This window comes from Rhizobium sp. NPDC092011, assembly GCF_044756305.1.
Lineage (GTDB): Bacteria > Pseudomonadota > Alphaproteobacteria > Rhizobiales > Rhizobiaceae > Rhizobium.
Window position 1 is genome coordinate 55,080 of the sequence record NZ_JBIVSO010000011.1, and the last position, 14,978, is coordinate 70,057.

Consider the following 14,978-nt stretch of genomic DNA (forward strand, 5'->3'; position numbering starts at 1 on the left):
ATTCATGTTCGATCTGATCATTCGCAATGCCAATCTGCCCGATGGCCGCAAGGGCATCGATATCGCAGTCAAGGATGGCAAGATCGCAGCAATCGAAGCCTCGATCACCGCCGAGACCAGGGAAAAGATCGACGCGACCGACCGGCTGGTGAGCCCGCCCTTTGTCGACCCGCATTTCCACATGGACGCGACGCTATCGCTCGGTCTGCCGCGAATGAACGTTTCCGGCACGCTCCTGGAAGGCATCGCGCTCTGGGGAGAGTTGCGTCCGATCGTTACGAAAGAAGAGTTGGTGGAGCGGGCTTTGCGCTATTGCGATCTTGCGGTGACGCAAGGGCTGCTGTTCATCCGCAGCCATGTCGATACTTCCGACCCGAAACTGGTGACGGCCGAGGCGCTTCTTGAGGTCAAGGACAGGGTCAAGCCCTATATCGACCTGCAGCTTGTCGCATTCCCGCAGGATGGTTATTACCGCGCCAGGGATGGCGTCGCCTCGCTTGCCCGCGCCCTCGACATGGGCGTCGACATCGTCGGCGGCATTCCCCACTTCGAACGCACCATGGACGAAGGCCGGGCTTCGGTCGAAGCCCTTTGCAGGATCGCCGCCGATCGCGGTCTTCCCGTCGACATGCATTGCGACGAAACAGACGACCCGATGTCGCGCCATATCGAAACTCTGGCAGCGGAGACGGTCCGCTTCGGACTGCAGGGCCGCGTTGCCGGCTCTCACCTGACCTCGATGCATTCGATGGACAATTATTACGTCTCCAAGCTCATCCCGCTGATGGCGGAAGCCAGGATCAACGTCGTCCCCAACCCGCTCATCAACATCATGCTGCAGGGTCGGCATGACACCTACCCCAAGCGGCGCGGCATGACGCGCGTGCGCGAACTGATGGATGCGGGCCTCAACGTTTCCTTCGGCCACGACTGCGTGATGGACCCTTGGTATTCGATGGGCTCGGGCGACATGCTCGAGGTCGGGCACATGGCAATCCATGTCGCGCAGATGGCTGGCATCGAGGACAAAAAGAAGATCTTTGACGCCCTCACCGTCAACTCCGCCAGGACCATGGGCCTTGACGGATACGGGCTGGAAAAGGGCTGCAATGCCGATCTCGTCGTCCTGCAAGCCGTCGATACGCTGGAGGCACTTCGCCTGAAGCCCAATCGCCTCGCCGTCATCAAGCGCGGCAAAATCATTGCCCGCTCGGCACCTCGCATCGGCGAACTCTTTCTCGATGGCAGACCGCAGAAGATCGACGGCGGGCTCGACTACGTGCCCATCCAGAAATAGGCGGGGGCTGATCGGCAGGTCTCCTGCGATCGATCCGAAGCTCAGTCTTGCTCTCCTTGCGAAATTTCGCGGGGAGAGCATTCTCAATGCCGTGCCAATGTTTCATCCAAAGCCATGTGTTTTCAGTGACGTCGATCGCTCCCTTCAGGCCATACCTCCGCATCTGCAAGTCACTTATGCAAGACTGACTTAAAAACTGCTATGCAACTAACATGTCAGTATGATACGCACTGATCTCATAAGATCGGGAGGATCGGATGAGAGAGAGTTTTGGCCTGTCGGCCGCCTTGGCAACACCCTTTGACGCCGATGGCGAGATTGCCATTTCAGGTGTGATCGAACAGGCGAGGCATTGCCTTGCCAATGGCTGCAACAGCGTCACGCTGTTCGGCACGACGGGCGAAGGCGCCTCGATCGGAATGCAGGAGCGCCAGCAGGTTCTCACGGCAATGCTGGAGGCCGGCATCGCGCCCAAGCAGATCGTCATGGGTGTTCTCGTCGATGCCGCCGAAGACGCCTCGGCGCAGGCCGCGCAGGCGCTCGCACAAGGTGTTCGCGGCATCCTTCTCGCTCCACCATCCTATTTCAAGAATGTCAGCGACGACGGGCTTTTCAAATGGTTCGCCGCCGTTTTCACCATGCTCGGCACCCACGCCCGCGACGTGATCGTCTACAACATTCCGTCGGTAACGATGGTGCCACTCTCCGTTTCTCTCGTCGGCCGGCTGCGTGCGGCATTTCCGGAGGTGGTGGTCGGCGTCAAGGATTCCTCCGGCGACTGGCCCTATACGGAGACGCTTCTGAAGACGCATGGTGACCTCATCATCCTGATCGGTGACGAACGCCATCTGGCGCGCGGCGTCCGCCTCGGCGGGCAAGGTGCGATTTCGGGCATGGCGAACCTGCTGCCCCGCGAAGTGCAGGCCATGGCCGAGCACGGCGCCGATGACGCCAAGGTCGAGCGTTTCGTTGGAGAGCTGCTGAACTATCCGATCATCCCGTCCATCAAGGCGATCCTTGCCCGCCTTGCAGATGACGCGAGTTGGCTTGCAGTTAGGCCGCCACTCGTGCCAATGAACGCTCAGGATTCCGACAAGATCTTTGCTGCCTTCGACGCATTGTTTCGCGCCAGGGCGGCCTAACCGAACAGCCCGGAGCTGCCGATGGACGGACTAGGCGAACAGCCGACGTTGAGAGAGAAGGCCTATGAGAGCTTCACGCGCCATCTTCTGGCGCGCGACGTCCGCCCCGGCCAATTCATCTCCCAGCGCCGCCTCGTCGAGCTGACGGGGCTGACGCTCGGAGCGATCCGCGAGCTGATCCCCCGTCTGGAAGCGGAAGGGCTGATCAAGACGGTTCCGCAGCGCGGGTTGCAGATCGCCCATATCGATCTGGATCTGATCCGCGAAGCGTTCCAGCTTCGTCTCTTCCTCGAGAAAGAGGCGGTGGCACTGTTCACCTATTCGGCGTCGGACGATACGATCGCCAAGCTCTTGAAGGATCATCGCGATATTGCCGATGCCATCCGCTCCGGCGACAACTCTCCGGAACTCGAGCTGCATGCGCAGTCGGTGGACTGGGGCATGCACGACGCCTTCATCGACGCGCTTGGAAATACGATCATCTCGAATGCCTATCGCGTCAATTCCATCAAGATGCGGCTGATCAGCCAGGACAGATTCCGCATCAACGGCCATGTCGGACCGGTCATGGAAGAACACTTGAAAGTGCTTGAAGCGATAGAACGACGCTCGGCCGATGAGGCTGTGACGGCTCTGGTGTCACACATCGGCGGGGCGCGGGACCGCGCATTGAAGATTTGAACTGGTTTGAATAACAAGGCCGCGAATGAGGAGATTCTCGGCCACAAGAGGAGGAACGGAATGTCATCGTCATTTTTCAATCCGACACGTCGCGGCTTCATGGCCGGCACCGCCGCACTTGGAGCTGCAAGCCTTCTGGGTGTTCGCACCGCCTCGGCAGCCGTGGACTGGAAGCGTTTTTCCGGCACGACGCTTGAAGTCAATCTGATCAAGAGCCCGCGTAGCGAAACGATCCTCAAATACCTAAGTGAGTTCGAAGCGCTGACCGGCATCAAGGTCAACGCCGAAGCGACGCCGGAGCAACAGCAGCGCCAGAAGACCACGATCGAACTTTCCTCGGGAAAGCCAAGCTTCGACGTCGTGCATCTGAGCTATCACGTCCAGAAGCGCCAGTTTGAAAAAGGTGGTTGGCTCGCTGATATCAGCGGCTTCATGAAGGATCCGTCGCTCACCGATCCGTCGCTGACGGAGAGCGACTTCGCCGAGGCCGGCCTGAAGTTCGCCAAAGACACTGCGGGCGTGATGCGCTCGCTGCCGTTCTCGGTCGACTACTGGATCGTCTACTGGAACAAGGCGCTCTTCGAGAAGAAGGGACTTACCTATCCCGAGACCTTCGAAGACATGGCCAAGGCGGCGGAGGCGCTGACCGACAAGTCGACGAATACCTATGGCTTCGTCGCCCGCGGTCTGAAAAACGCCAATACCCCTGTCTGGACCACCTTCATGCTTGGCCACGGCGCAACGCCGCTTTCTGCAGATGGGAAGCTGCAGACCGAGACCCAGGGCGCCGTAGACGCAGCGAAATTCTATCAGCGCTTGATGACGAAATCAGCGCCTCCCGGAGTTTCCGGCTTCAATTGGGCCGAAGCACAATCCGCCTTCCTGCAGGGCAAGATCGGCATGTGGCTTGACGGCGTCGGTTTCGCACCGCCGATCGAAAACCCGGAAAAGTCCCGCGTCGTCGGTCAGGTCGGCTACGGCATCATGCCGAAAGGGCCGAATGCCCAGGCGGCGGCCACCACTGGCGACGGCATCGGCGTCACGGCGGCGAGCCAGAAGAAGGAAGCGGCCTATCTCTTCTGCCAATGGGCGATTTCGCACGACATGGGCGCGCGCCTGCTGCAGGCCGGCGCCGGCGTTCCCTTCCGCCAGTCCATCCTGGAAGATCAGAAGGTGCGCGAAGGCGTGAAGATGCCGGCCGCATGGCTGGATGCCGTGGCGGGTTCCGCCAAGGTTTCACAGCTCGCGCTGCCTGTCATCATTCCGGTTACCGAGTTCCGTGACATCTACGGCGTCGCGCTCACCAACATGATCGGCGGTGCCGATCCGGCAAGCGAACTCAAGACGGCAACGGCGCAATTCGAGCCGGTGCTGGCCCGAAGCGAGGGATAATGGCCTCCGTGAGCATCGAAGATACCGGAGCGACGGTTGAGAAGAGGAGCAAGCCGCAAAGGCTTGCTCCGAATTACTGGCCCTTCGTCGTGCCGGCGCTGATCGTGATTGCCGCCGTGATCGTCTTCCCTTGGGTTTTCACCCTCTGGATGAGCGTAAACAAGTGGACGCTCGGCCAGTCGCAGAGCTTTGTCGGTTTGGATAACTATGTCCGGCTGGCGACCGACGGGCGGTTCTGGGAATCTCTATGGCACACGGTTCTCTACACCGTGCTGTCCGTGGTCGGTCCATTGATCTTCGGGACGCTCGCAGCGTTGATCTTCGATGCAAATTTTCCGCTGCGCGGCTTCCTGCGCGGCGTCTTCGTCATGCCGATGATGGCGACGCCGGTTGCGGTGGCGCTGGTCTGGACGATGATGTTCCATCCTCAACTCGGCGTGCTCAACTACCTGTTGTCCCTTGTCGGCATCGGACCGCAGGAATGGATCTACAATCAGTCCAGCGTCATCCCGTCGCTCGTTCTGGTCGAGGTGTGGCAATGGACGCCGCTTGTCATGCTGATCGTGCTCGGCGGCCTCGCCTCCGTGCCACGTGAGCCCTATGAAAGCGCTGAAATCGACGGCGCCAATGCGTGGCAGAAGTTTCGCTATCTGACGCTGCCAATGATTTCGCCCTTCCTGATGATCGCCGTCATCATTCGCGGCATCGATGCGATCAAGAGCTTCGACATCATTTATGCGATGACGCAGGGCGGCCCGGGAACGGCATCCGAGACAATCAATATATACCTCTACAATAGCGCCTTTTCCTATTACGACATCGGCTATGGTTCGGCCATGGCAGTGGTGTTCTTCATCCTCATCGTCGCGCTCTCCTTCATCCTTCTGATGATGCGACAGCGAACGAAGTGGACAGATGCGGAGGGACATTAAGATGAAGCGTTCGACGCTTAACCGCATCGGCCTGTTGTTCGTGGCGCTGGTGATCGTTTCACCCGTCGTGCTGTTTTTCCTCTGGATGATCTCGCTCTCGCTGAAATACGAGATCGACAACGGCGCCTACCCACCGATCCTCATTCCAGATCGCATCGCCTGGACGAACTACGTCAACGTCTTCCAGGAAAACAACTTCTTCCTGTATTTCTGGAACTCTATCCTTGTGACTGGGGCAGCGACGCTGCTTGCACTTATCATCGGCGTGCCGGCCGGCTACGGCATTGCGCGGCTGAAGGCTGAAAAGTCGGCGATCGTCATCATGGTCGCCCGCATGACGCCGGGCTTGTCCTTCCTCATTCCGCTGTTCCTGCTGTTCCAATGGCTCAATCTTTTGGGAACGCTCTGGCCACAGATCATCATCCATCTTGTCGTCACAGTCCCCATCGTCGTCTGGATCATGATCGGCTATTTCGAGACGACCCCGATGGAGCTGGAGGAGGCCGCAAGCATCGATGGTGCGACGCCATGGCAAGTCTTTCGTCTGGTCGCCCTGCCGATCGCCCGGCCTGGCATCGTCGTCGCCTTCATCCTTTCGGTGATTTTCTCGTGGAACAATTTCGTCTTTGGCATCGTGCTTGCGAGCCGCGAAACCCGTACGCTGCCCGTCGCCGTCTACAATATGCTCTCCTTCGAGCAGGTCAGCTGGGGGCCGCTTGCGGCGGCCGCCCTGATCGTGACGCTGCCGGTGCTCGTGCTGACAATGTTCGCGCAGCGCCAGATCATCGCCGGGCTGACCGCCGGCGCCGTCAAATGAGGCAGCTCTCTCGTTTCGGAGGATCCCATTCATGAAGACATACGGAAAGCGGCTTTGACCCCTTCTTCCATTTATGATCCGCCGGCGGGTGCCCCAAAGCATATCCTTTGCGTCGGTGCTGCCGTCCTCGACACGCTGTTTCGGGTTCGGACGCTACCCTCCGGCGAGGGTAAGGTTTTACCCTATGAGATGCTGCAAATCGCTGAGGGCATGGCCTCGAGCGCGGCCTATGCCGTTGCTCGGCTCGGAGGGCGAGCAAGCCTGTGGGGTGCAGTCGGCAGCGACGAAACCGGCGAGCGGATCATCCGTGATCTGACTGACGCGGGCATCGTCACGGAGGGCATCCAGCGTGTCGAAGGCGCACGCTCAGCCGTATCGACCATCCTCGTCGACGACAACGGCGAAAGACTGATCGTGCCCTTCTACGATCCCAAACTGCATCACAGCATCAAAGATTTCACGCATGACGAGATTGCCGGTTTCGACGCGGTACTCGTTGACGTGCGCTGGCCATCCCTGGCGCTTGAGGTTTTACGAGCGGCACGCCGCCTTGGCAAACCGGCCATCCTCGATGGCGATGTGGCGCCGGACGGCGTGATCGAACAGTTGGCGCCGGAAGCGACCCATATCGTCTTTTCCGAACCTGCCGCTCAGCGGCTCGCTGGCGTTACCGACTTCGCCGAATTGGCACGCCTCCTGAAGCAAAAATTCAGCCATGCTTTTATTTGCGTGACAGCCGGCGCCGCCGGCAGCTTCTGGTTTGACGATCAAAGCGATCTTGTCAGACACAGTCCGACAATTCGCATCAAGGCCATGGACACATTGGCCGCCGGCGATATCTTTCATGGCGCCTTTGCCCTTGCCGTCGCGGAAGGGAAAACGCCAACGGATGCAATCGAGCTGTCATCGATTGCCGCGGCCATGAAATGCGAAGTGTTCGGAGGGCGATCGGGCGCTCCCACTCGGGCCGAGGTCATGGCCCGGATGGAGATGACTGAAACGCCAGGTCAGCTATAGGCGGCCGCATTCAACTCTCGGTCCAAGCATAGGTCATCCATCGTATAGGGGGATGACAGCTATGCACGCGTGGATTATATCAATTCCCGCGACTCAAGCAGGAGGATCGCCAGATGAGAAATTTCGGCACCCACTGACGCTGACTGGCAGCACCGAATTCGGGCTATCCCTCGGCTCACTCTCGTCCATTTCTATCCTCTTGGTGCCCATGGAGGGCATTCATGCTTCGCCGTTTCTTTTCCTATTATGCGCGCTATAAGCGGCTGTTTTTCCTCGATTTCGGCTGCGCCGTGCTCGCGGGCCTGCTGGAACTCGGCTTTCCGCTTGCGATCAAGCTCTTCATCGATAAACTTTTGCCGGGCCAGGATTGGGGCTTGATCTTCGGAACAGCCGCGCTGCTGCTCGTCGTCTATGCGCTCAACACAGGCCTCTCGGCCATCGTCAACTATTGGGGCCACGCACTCGGCATTTCGATCGAATCCGACATGCGCCGTCAGGCCTTCGACCATATCCAGAAACTGTCCTTCCGCTATTTCGACAACAACCGGACCGGGCATCTGATCACGCACGTCACCAAGGATCTCGAGGACGTGGGCGAGATCGCTCACCACGGCCCGGAAGACCTGTTCATCGCGATCATGACCTTCATCGGCGCCTTCCTGCTGATGTTCAGCGTCCATTGGAAGCTCGCGCTGCTGACCACCACCATTGTACCCTTCATGACCTGGTTGGTCAGCCGTTACGGCTCGAAGATGACGCTCAATTCACGCAGCCTTTTCGGCAAGGTCGGCAACTTCAACACCCGCATGCAGGAGACCGTCGGCGGCATTCGCGTGGTCAAGGCTTTCGCCAATGAGAGGTATGAGAGCCAGCTGTTTGCCAGCGACAACGAAGATTACAAGGCGACCAAACTCGACGGCTACGCCTATATGACGGCAGGCATTGCTCTCAGCTACTTCAGCACGCGCCTGGTACAGCTCATCGTCATGATGGCGGGAACCTGGTTCGTCATATCGGGAGAACTGAGCTATGGCGGCTTCGTCAGCTTCCTGCTGCTCATCAATGTGTTCTTCCGGCCGATCGACAAGATCACCTCGGTCATCGAGACCTATCCCAAGGGCATTGCGGGCTTCAAACGCTTCCTGTCGTTGATCGACACGGAACCGGATCTTGCCGACAGGCCGAACGCCATCGCGCTCGATCACCTGAAGGGCGACATTGCTTACAAGCATGTCTCGTTTGGCTACTCCGACCAGAGACCTATCTTTACAGATCTCTCTTTGACGATTGCACCCGGTGAAACCGTCGCCTTTGTTGGCGCCTCCGGCACCGGCAAGACCACCATCTGCTCACTGTTGCCGCGCTTCTATGACGTGACATCTGGCAGCATCAGCATCGATGGCATCGATATCAGAGACATGACGCAGACATCGCTGCGCAATCAGATCGGCATCGTGCAGCAGGATGTCTTTCTGTTCGGCTCGACCATTCGCGAGAATATCGCCTATGGAAAGCTCGGCGCGACTGATGAAGACATCATGAAGGCGTTGCAGCGCGCTTCGCTCGACGACTTTGTCCGCTCCCTGCCGGCTGGCCTCGATACGCCGACCGGCGAACGTGGCGTCAAGCTTTCCGGCGGCCAGAAACAGCGCCTGGCAATCGCTCGCATCTTCCTCAAGGATCCGCCGATCCTTATTCTCGATGAGGCCACCTCGGCGCTCGATACCGCAACCGAATACGCGATTCAGCAGGCATTGCTGGAACTCGCGAAAGGACGCACCACGCTTGTCGTCGCACATCGGCTTTCGACGATCCGCAACGCCGATCGCATTATCGTTATGGGTGACAAGGGCATTATCGAGCAGGGCTCGCATGACGAGCTGATTGCGCGCCATGGCGCTTACGCCCGGCTGCACAACGCGCAGTTCGGGCTTTACGCTTAGCCGGTTGGGATCAACCGGCCGCCTCAAGCCGAGGCCGCGTGTCTCGGCTTGAGGTTCTTTACTTTCATGCAATCCTGCAGACAAATCGCCACACACTTTTGCGCGATTTGCTTTCGCCCTCACTGAAAATCAAACACGCTCAGACCTGCCGCCATTTCGTCGAGGCCAAGTGGCCGCGTGACGGGCGGTTCTGCCCTTGCGAGACAGCCCTGACGTTCGCACAGACGACAGGCAGGACCGATCGCAACCGACATCAAACTCAGCGCCTTGCCGTAAACCACCTCCTCGCGGTGCGTGAGGTCGCAGCCGACGAGAAGCGCGGTGCGGCGAATCCTTTCGCCAAAATCGGCCCGAGGACCTTCGATCGTTCGCGATATTGTCAGAAAGCCCAGACCATCAGGCATTTCCGTGGCTTCGGTCAGTATCTGCCCCGGCTGAGCAAAGGCCGTGTGAACGTTGAGCTTGGGACAGCTGCCGCCGAAGCGAGCCTGCGGAAAGCCCTGTGCTCCTGCCTTTCGCAGGCGATGACCGGCGCTGTCGACTTCCATCAGAAAGAAGGCGATGCCTGCGGCCCCCGGACGTTGCAACGTCGTCAACCGCGTGGCCGCCTGTTCGTAGGAAACACCAAAGCGCGCGCCAAGCCCCTCAATGTCGTAATGCAAACGCTGCGCCGCCGAAAGATAGGCGCCATAGGGCATCAGCAAGGCATGCGACGCGTAGCGCGCCAGTTCGAAGCGGGCGATCCGCTTGGCTTCCGGTGTTGAAAAAGCAAGGGCATCCACCTCGGCGGCAAGTTCGTCGCGCATGACAAGCAGCGAAACTTCTGTTGCGATCTCACGAAGCTGGTCGAAGGGCGACAAGCGCTCCGAAAGGAACAAGCGCATGGAGTGCCGGTCATAGCGACGGCGCAAGCCGGGCATGGCATGCACCGGCAGCGGGCGCACGGCAATGCCATGCTCGCTTTTCAACCATGCTTTCAGGGCGCCGGCGATATCGTCTCCGGGCGCAAGGCGCGCGTGGAAAGCCTCGGCGGCATCGTCGATCCGTGCAAAGAAATTGGGCCTGCCTTGCAGTCGATCATGCACCTCATCCAGCGGCAGACGCGGCCCGGCAACCTCGGCGATCCTGCCCTCGCGGGACAGGATCTCGGCAAGATCCGACAATCTCGCAGCCTGTTCCCGATAGGCGCGATAGAGGCGGATCATGCCATTCGCCGCGTTGGGCGCAGCTTCCGCAAGTTCGATCAGCTCTTGATCGCCCGGGACTTCGCCGACCAGCAGCGGATCGGCGAAGATTTCGCGCAACTGCCCGGCATTGCCGCCCTGCTCGCCCTGCAATTCATCGAGATCGACCTTGTACACGGCCGCCAATTTCAGCAGCAGCTGCACGGTCAGGGGCCGCTGATTGCGCTCAATGAGATTGAGATAGGACGGAGATATGTCCAGTGCCTGCGCCATCGTCGTCTGCGTGAGGCCAAGACCGGTCCGGATACGGCGAACCCGAGGTCCGGCAAAGATCTTGCGCTCCGCCATTTGTCATTCCTTTTACAAAGCTGTGCTAGCGATCGGATTTACAATATTTACAAATTTACAGGCCACTCTTGTCAAATGTAGCACATCATAACCCCTTTATCTATTGGGTTTTCTTTGTTTCCCTAGCCTTTCGCGAGATGTTTTGTAAATATCGTCATGCATCGCACATCGACACAACGATCAGCAGAACAGCATTGGGAGACTGGCATGACAGATTTTTACAAACTGGTTCCAAGCGCACCGACAGGCCGTTTCGATGGCATCGAACGGCCTTACACGGCCGAGGATGTGAAGCGGCTGCGCGGGTCGGTCGCCATTCGCCACTCCCTTGCTGAGATGGGTGCAAACCGCCTGTGGCAGCTCATCCACGAAGAAGATTTCGTCAACGCGCTCGGAGCGCTTTCCGGCAACCAGGCCATGCAGATGGTTCGCGCCGGATTGAAGGCGATCTATCTGTCCGGTTGGCAGGTCGCTGCGGATGCAAACACCGCCTCGGCCATGTATCCCGACCAGTCCCTCTACCCGGCCAATGCCGGCCCGGAGCTGGCGAAGCGCATCAACCGGACACTGCAGCGTGCAGACCAGATCGAGACTGCCGAAGGAAAGGGCCTGTCGGTCGACACCTGGTTCGCACCGATCGTTGCCGATGCCGAAGCCGGTTTCGGCGGCCCGCTCAATGCCTTTGAGATCATGAAGGCCTATATCGAGGCAGGCGCTGCCGGCGTGCATTTCGAGGACCAGCTGGCATCGGAGAAGAAGTGCGGCCATCTTGGCGGCAAGGTTCTGATCCCGACTGCCGCCCATATCCGCAATCTCAATGCGGCCCGTCTGGCGGCCGACGTCATGGGCGTACCGACATTGGTCGTTGCGCGGACCGACGCGGAAGCGGCCAAGCTCCTGACCTCCGACATCGACGAACGCGACCAGCCTTTCGTCGATTACGATGCGGGACGTACGGTCGAGGGCTTCTACCAGGTCAAAAATGGCATCGAGCCCTGCATCGCCCGCGCCGTCGCCTACGCACCGAATTGCGATCTCATCTGGTGCGAGACGTCGAAGCCGGATCTCGAGCAGGCGCGGAAGTTTGCGGAAGGTGTGCATCGGGTACATCCGGGCAAGCTGCTTGCCTATAATTGCTCACCGTCGTTCAATTGGAAGAAGAACCTGGACGATGCGACGATCGCCAAGTTTCAGCGCGAGCTGGGGGCGATGGGCTACAAGTTCCAGTTCATCACGCTTGCCGGCTTCCATCAGCTGAACTTCGGCATGTTCGAGCTTGCCCGCGGCTACAAGGCCCGCCAAATGGCTGCCTATTCCGAGCTGCAGCAGGCGGAATTCGCAGCCGAGGTCAATGGTTATACCGCCACCAAGCACCAGCGCGAAGTCGGTACTGGCTATTTCGACGCGGTATCGCTGGCAATCACCGGCGGCCAGTCATCCACCACGGCCATGCACGGCTCGACCGAGCATGCCCAATTCAAACCAGCAGCAGAGTGAAATCGAGATCAAAGGAGGAGAAAGACATGCCATCGATAGCACGCGTTCGCGAGAGAGCCGACGAGCAATCTCTCACCATGAATTCCGATCAGCAGGCGGTTATCCGCATGCTCGCCAATGAGCTGCACCGCCTCAACCAGGCGGTCATGAATGCGGTCGAGGCAGGCGTCTCCGTCGAACTCGTCCGCTCTTCCCGCCACCATGGCGGGGACGGCAACTGGGGCGACCTGTTGATCCCGGTCGTCGTCGCCAATGCGACTCGTCCTGCCTGACGGACGCAGCTCAGGAGCACTCGGTGAATGCGCATTGCGGCGGCCAACACGTTTTGGCCGCCGCCATGCCGTTTGATCAGAAGGGATAATGCTGTGCCGGATCTTCGATGGTGATCCATCTGAGATCGGTGAATTCAGCAATCGCTGCCTTCCCACCGAAGCGGCCATAGCCGCTGCCCTTGACGCCGCCAAACGGCATTTGTGCCTCGTCGTTCAGGGTCGGGCCGTTGATGTGGCAGATGCCGGACTGGATACGCGCCGCCACAGCCAGCGCGCGCTGCAAGTCGCGACTGAAGACGGCCGACGAGAGGCCATATTCGGTATCGTTGGCGACACGCACTGCTTCGTCCTCATCCGCAACGCGGATGATCGGCTTCACCGGACCGAAGGATTCCTCAGCATAGACCCGCATATCGGGCGTCACGAAATCGAGCAGCGTCGCCTCGACGACGGTGCCGGTGCGCTTGCCGCCTGCAACCAGCTTCGCTCCCTTTGCCTGCGCATCGGCAATCAGCTCTTCCATCTTCTTGGCGGCATCGAGGCTGATCAGCGAGCCGAGGACCACATGACCGCGCGGATCGCCGGCCGGCAGTGCTGCGGCGCGCTCGGCAAGCTTGGCAACGAAGGCATCGGCAACAGCCTGATGCACGATGATGCGCTCCGTCGACATGCAGATCTGGCCCTGATGCATGAAGGCACCGAAGATCGCGGCATTCACGGCTCCATCGATATCCGCGTCGTCAAGCACAACGAGCGGCGCCTTGCCGCCAAGTTCCAGCAGTGCGGGCTTCAGATGCTTGCCGCTAAGCTCCGCGATAATCTTGCCGACCTTGGTGGAGCCGGTGAAGTTGACGCGACGAACTGCTGGATGCGCGATCAGCGCTTCGACGATCCGAGGCGCATCTTCGGGTGCGTTGGTGATGACGTTGATAACCCCGGCAGGAAGGCCGGCCTCCGTCAATGCGGTCGCGATCAGCCGTTGCGTGCCGGGGCACTGCTCGGAGGCTTTCAGGATGACGGTGTTGCCGCAGGCGATCGGCATGGCGATGGCGCGTGTGGCGAGAATAACAGGTGCATTCCAGGGTGCGATGGCAAGGCAGACACCGGCCGCCTGACGCACACCCATGGCAAGCGTGCCGGGTTTGTCTGACGGAATGATCTCGCCGCCGATCTGGGTGGTCATCGCCGCGGCCTCGCGCAGGATATTGGCCGCCAGCATGACGTTGAAGCCGGCCCAGGGCGCCGTCGCGCCCGTCTCTTCCATCATCAGGCGCGTGAATTCACCGACCTTCGCATCCATGATATCGGCCGCCTTCGCCAAGATCGTGCGACGTTGCCCGGGACCGGTGCTCGACCAGGCGGAAAAGGCGTTGGAAGCCGCCTCGATCGCGGCGGCTACATCTTCAAGACCAGCGGCCGGTGCGCGGCTTGCGAGCTTCTCGGTAAAGGGGTCGAGGCGATCATAAGTGCGCCCGCTGGCCGCCGGCCTGTCGACGCCGTTGATGAGAAGGGAAATATTCATCTCTTGTCTCCTGATGAGGATGTTTTCCAATGCATGTCGCGCAGAAGTGCCTAGCGGTTTTGCGACAACGACATGCGTGAATTCAAAGACCTAAAGCGCAAGAAGCGAACCCTAGGGTTTGCGACGCGCTTTAGAAACCGAGGACATCGGCATTGATGGAGGCTTCGAGCCCGCCATCGACGGGAAGATTGGCCCCGCTTACCCAGCGCGCGCCATCCGAGCAGAGGAACAGGATCGCAGGCGCGATGTCGGCTGACGTTCCGGCCCGCCCGACGCGCGTGATGTCGCTATCGACGCGCTCGTCACCGAGCACGGCGCGGAATTGTTTGAGGATCGGCGTCTCCACCGGGCCGGGGCTAATGGCGTTGACGCGAATGCCGCGACCCCTGAACAGCGGCTGATGGGCCGCCTGCATGGTCCAAAGCAGCAGCAATTCCTTCGACAGCGGATAACCCTCTTCGTTCTTCAAGCCGTGCTCCGCAGCGACAGCAGCGACGTCGGGAAAGCCCTCGATCGCCGTCAGCGTCTTTGCCCGCTCCAGATTGGCCCGCCAACCATAGCCTGCGATCGAGGCGACATTGACGATCGCGCCCCCCTCCCGCAAATGAAGGGCGACCGCCTGCGAAAGCGCCCGCAAGCCGTAGAAATTGACCGCAAGCGCTGCCGCGATGCCAGTACTGCCGGAAAGGCCGGCGACGTTGGCCAATGCGTCGATGCTGTGAGGCAATTGCCTGACGATATCGGCCACGCCCGCAGCGCTCGAAATGTCGCCCTTGATGAAGGACGCGATGCCCTGCGATGGTTCGCGCACGTCGATCCCGATGACATCCGCGCCCAACTGGCCCGCAAGCTCAGCAGTGCGTGCACCGATACCCGAGGCGACCCCGGTGACGACGATGGTCTTGCCGAAAAGCATGATTTCACCTTTCTCATG

The 14,978-nt window shown here is 59.9% G+C and carries 13 protein-coding genes; 10 read left to right on the forward strand and 3 right to left on the reverse strand.

Translation table 11 applies throughout. From position 1 onward, the window contains the following. Window positions 1–4 precede the first annotated feature (4 nt). The 8 genes from ACIQJ2_RS29775 to ACIQJ2_RS29810 all read left to right on the forward strand — a co-directional run bounded on the left by ACIQJ2_RS29775 (window position 5) and on the right by ACIQJ2_RS29810 (window position 9,221). Window positions 5–1,297, forward strand: coding sequence for an amidohydrolase family protein (locus tag ACIQJ2_RS29775; protein ID WP_400674010.1), 1,293 nt, complete (start codon window positions 5–7; stop codon window positions 1,295–1,297). 257 nt (window positions 1,298–1,554) lie between these two features. Then, window positions 1,555–2,439 carry a dihydrodipicolinate synthase family protein gene (locus ACIQJ2_RS29780; RefSeq protein ID WP_400674007.1) on the forward strand — a complete coding sequence of 295 codons (885 nt, stop codon included), beginning with the start codon at window positions 1,555–1,557 and terminating at the stop codon, window positions 2,437–2,439. A gap of 21 nt (window positions 2,440–2,460) precedes the next feature. Then, a complete protein-coding gene (locus tag ACIQJ2_RS29785; RefSeq protein ID WP_400674005.1) occupies window positions 2,461–3,120 on the forward strand; it encodes a GntR family transcriptional regulator in 660 nt (219 codons plus the stop codon). 60 nt (window positions 3,121–3,180) lie between these two features. Then, window positions 3,181–4,512 (forward strand): ABC transporter substrate-binding protein, encoded by a 1,332-nt coding sequence (locus ACIQJ2_RS29790; RefSeq protein WP_400674002.1) that lies wholly within the window; start codon window positions 3,181–3,183, stop codon window positions 4,510–4,512. After that, window positions 4,512–5,444 carry a carbohydrate ABC transporter permease gene (locus ACIQJ2_RS29795; protein ID WP_400674000.1) on the forward strand — a complete coding sequence of 311 codons (933 nt, stop codon included), beginning with the start codon at window positions 4,512–4,514 and terminating at the stop codon, window positions 5,442–5,444. Before ACIQJ2_RS29790 ends, ACIQJ2_RS29795 begins: the two co-directional genes overlap by 1 nt. A gap of 1 nt (window position 5,445) precedes the next feature. Beyond that, window positions 5,446–6,261, forward strand: coding sequence for a carbohydrate ABC transporter permease (locus tag ACIQJ2_RS29800; protein WP_199150923.1), 816 nt, complete (start codon window positions 5,446–5,448; stop codon window positions 6,259–6,261). Window positions 6,262–6,315: 54 nt separating this feature from the next. Continuing rightward, window positions 6,316–7,278, forward strand: a complete 963-nt coding sequence (locus tag ACIQJ2_RS29805; RefSeq protein WP_400673997.1) for a sugar kinase — start codon at window positions 6,316–6,318, stop codon at window positions 7,276–7,278. 221 nt (window positions 7,279–7,499) lie between these two features. Next, the gene (locus tag ACIQJ2_RS29810) at window positions 7,500–9,221 is read left to right on the forward strand and encodes an ABC transporter ATP-binding protein (protein WP_400673995.1); all 1,722 of its coding nucleotides are present in this window, start codon (window positions 7,500–7,502) and stop codon (window positions 9,219–9,221) included. Window positions 9,222–9,340: 119 nt separating this feature from the next. Here ACIQJ2_RS29810 and ACIQJ2_RS29815 read toward each other — a convergent pair whose 3' ends face one another. Beyond that, window positions 9,341–10,753, reverse strand: a complete 1,413-nt coding sequence (locus tag ACIQJ2_RS29815) for a short-chain fatty acyl-CoA regulator family protein (RefSeq protein WP_400673992.1) — start codon at window positions 10,751–10,753, stop codon at window positions 9,341–9,343. A gap of 207 nt (window positions 10,754–10,960) precedes the next feature. Between ACIQJ2_RS29815 and aceA the strand changes: the two genes are divergently transcribed. Together aceA and ACIQJ2_RS29825 are read left to right on the forward strand one after the other, a co-directional pair. Then, a complete protein-coding gene (gene aceA, locus ACIQJ2_RS29820) occupies window positions 10,961–12,250 on the forward strand; it encodes an isocitrate lyase (RefSeq protein ID WP_199150919.1) in 1,290 nt (429 codons plus the stop codon). 26 nt (window positions 12,251–12,276) lie between these two features. After that, on the forward strand, window positions 12,277–12,522 hold the full coding sequence (locus ACIQJ2_RS29825) for a hypothetical protein (protein WP_400673989.1): 246 nt from the start codon (window positions 12,277–12,279) through the stop codon (window positions 12,520–12,522). A 76-nt stretch (window positions 12,523–12,598) separates the two neighbouring features. Here the strand turns inward: ACIQJ2_RS29825 and ACIQJ2_RS29830 are convergent, their stop codons facing one another. Continuing rightward, a complete protein-coding gene (locus tag ACIQJ2_RS29830) occupies window positions 12,599–14,044 on the reverse strand; it encodes an aldehyde dehydrogenase (RefSeq protein ID WP_400673986.1) in 1,446 nt (481 codons plus the stop codon). A gap of 130 nt (window positions 14,045–14,174) precedes the next feature. Further along, complete coding sequence (locus ACIQJ2_RS29835; protein WP_400673983.1) at window positions 14,175–14,960, reverse strand: coniferyl-alcohol dehydrogenase; 786 nt, start codon at window positions 14,958–14,960, stop codon at window positions 14,175–14,177. Window positions 14,961–14,978 lie beyond the last annotated feature (18 nt).

Excerpts from the sequence above, each read along its gene's own strand:
- ACIQJ2_RS29775 (WP_400674010.1), top strand. The coding sequence starts at position 5 with ATGTTCGATCTGATCATTCGCAATGCCAATCTGCCCGATGGCCGCAAG.
- ACIQJ2_RS29780 (WP_400674007.1), top strand. The coding sequence starts at position 1,555 with ATGAGAGAGAGTTTTGGCCTGTCGGCCGCCTTGGCAACACCCTTTGAC.
- ACIQJ2_RS29785 (WP_400674005.1), top strand. The coding sequence starts at position 2,461 with ATGGACGGACTAGGCGAACAGCCGACGTTGAGAGAGAAGGCCTATGAG.
- ACIQJ2_RS29790 (WP_400674002.1), top strand. The coding sequence starts at position 3,181 with ATGTCATCGTCATTTTTCAATCCGACACGTCGCGGCTTCATGGCCGGC.
- ACIQJ2_RS29795 (WP_400674000.1), top strand. The coding sequence starts at position 4,512 with ATGGCCTCCGTGAGCATCGAAGATACCGGAGCGACGGTTGAGAAGAGG.
- ACIQJ2_RS29800 (WP_199150923.1), top strand. The coding sequence starts at position 5,446 with ATGAAGCGTTCGACGCTTAACCGCATCGGCCTGTTGTTCGTGGCGCTG.
- ACIQJ2_RS29810 (WP_400673995.1), top strand. The coding sequence starts at position 7,500 with ATGCTTCGCCGTTTCTTTTCCTATTATGCGCGCTATAAGCGGCTGTTT.
- ACIQJ2_RS29815 (WP_400673992.1), bottom strand. The coding sequence starts at position 10,753 with ATGGCGGAGCGCAAGATCTTTGCCGGACCTCGGGTTCGCCGTATCCGG.
- aceA (WP_199150919.1), top strand. The coding sequence starts at position 10,961 with ATGACAGATTTTTACAAACTGGTTCCAAGCGCACCGACAGGCCGTTTC.
- ACIQJ2_RS29825 (WP_400673989.1), top strand. The coding sequence starts at position 12,277 with ATGCCATCGATAGCACGCGTTCGCGAGAGAGCCGACGAGCAATCTCTC.
- ACIQJ2_RS29830 (WP_400673986.1), bottom strand. The coding sequence starts at position 14,044 with ATGAATATTTCCCTTCTCATCAACGGCGTCGACAGGCCGGCGGCCAGC.
- ACIQJ2_RS29835 (WP_400673983.1), bottom strand. The coding sequence starts at position 14,960 with ATGCTTTTCGGCAAGACCATCGTCGTCACCGGGGTCGCCTCGGGTATC.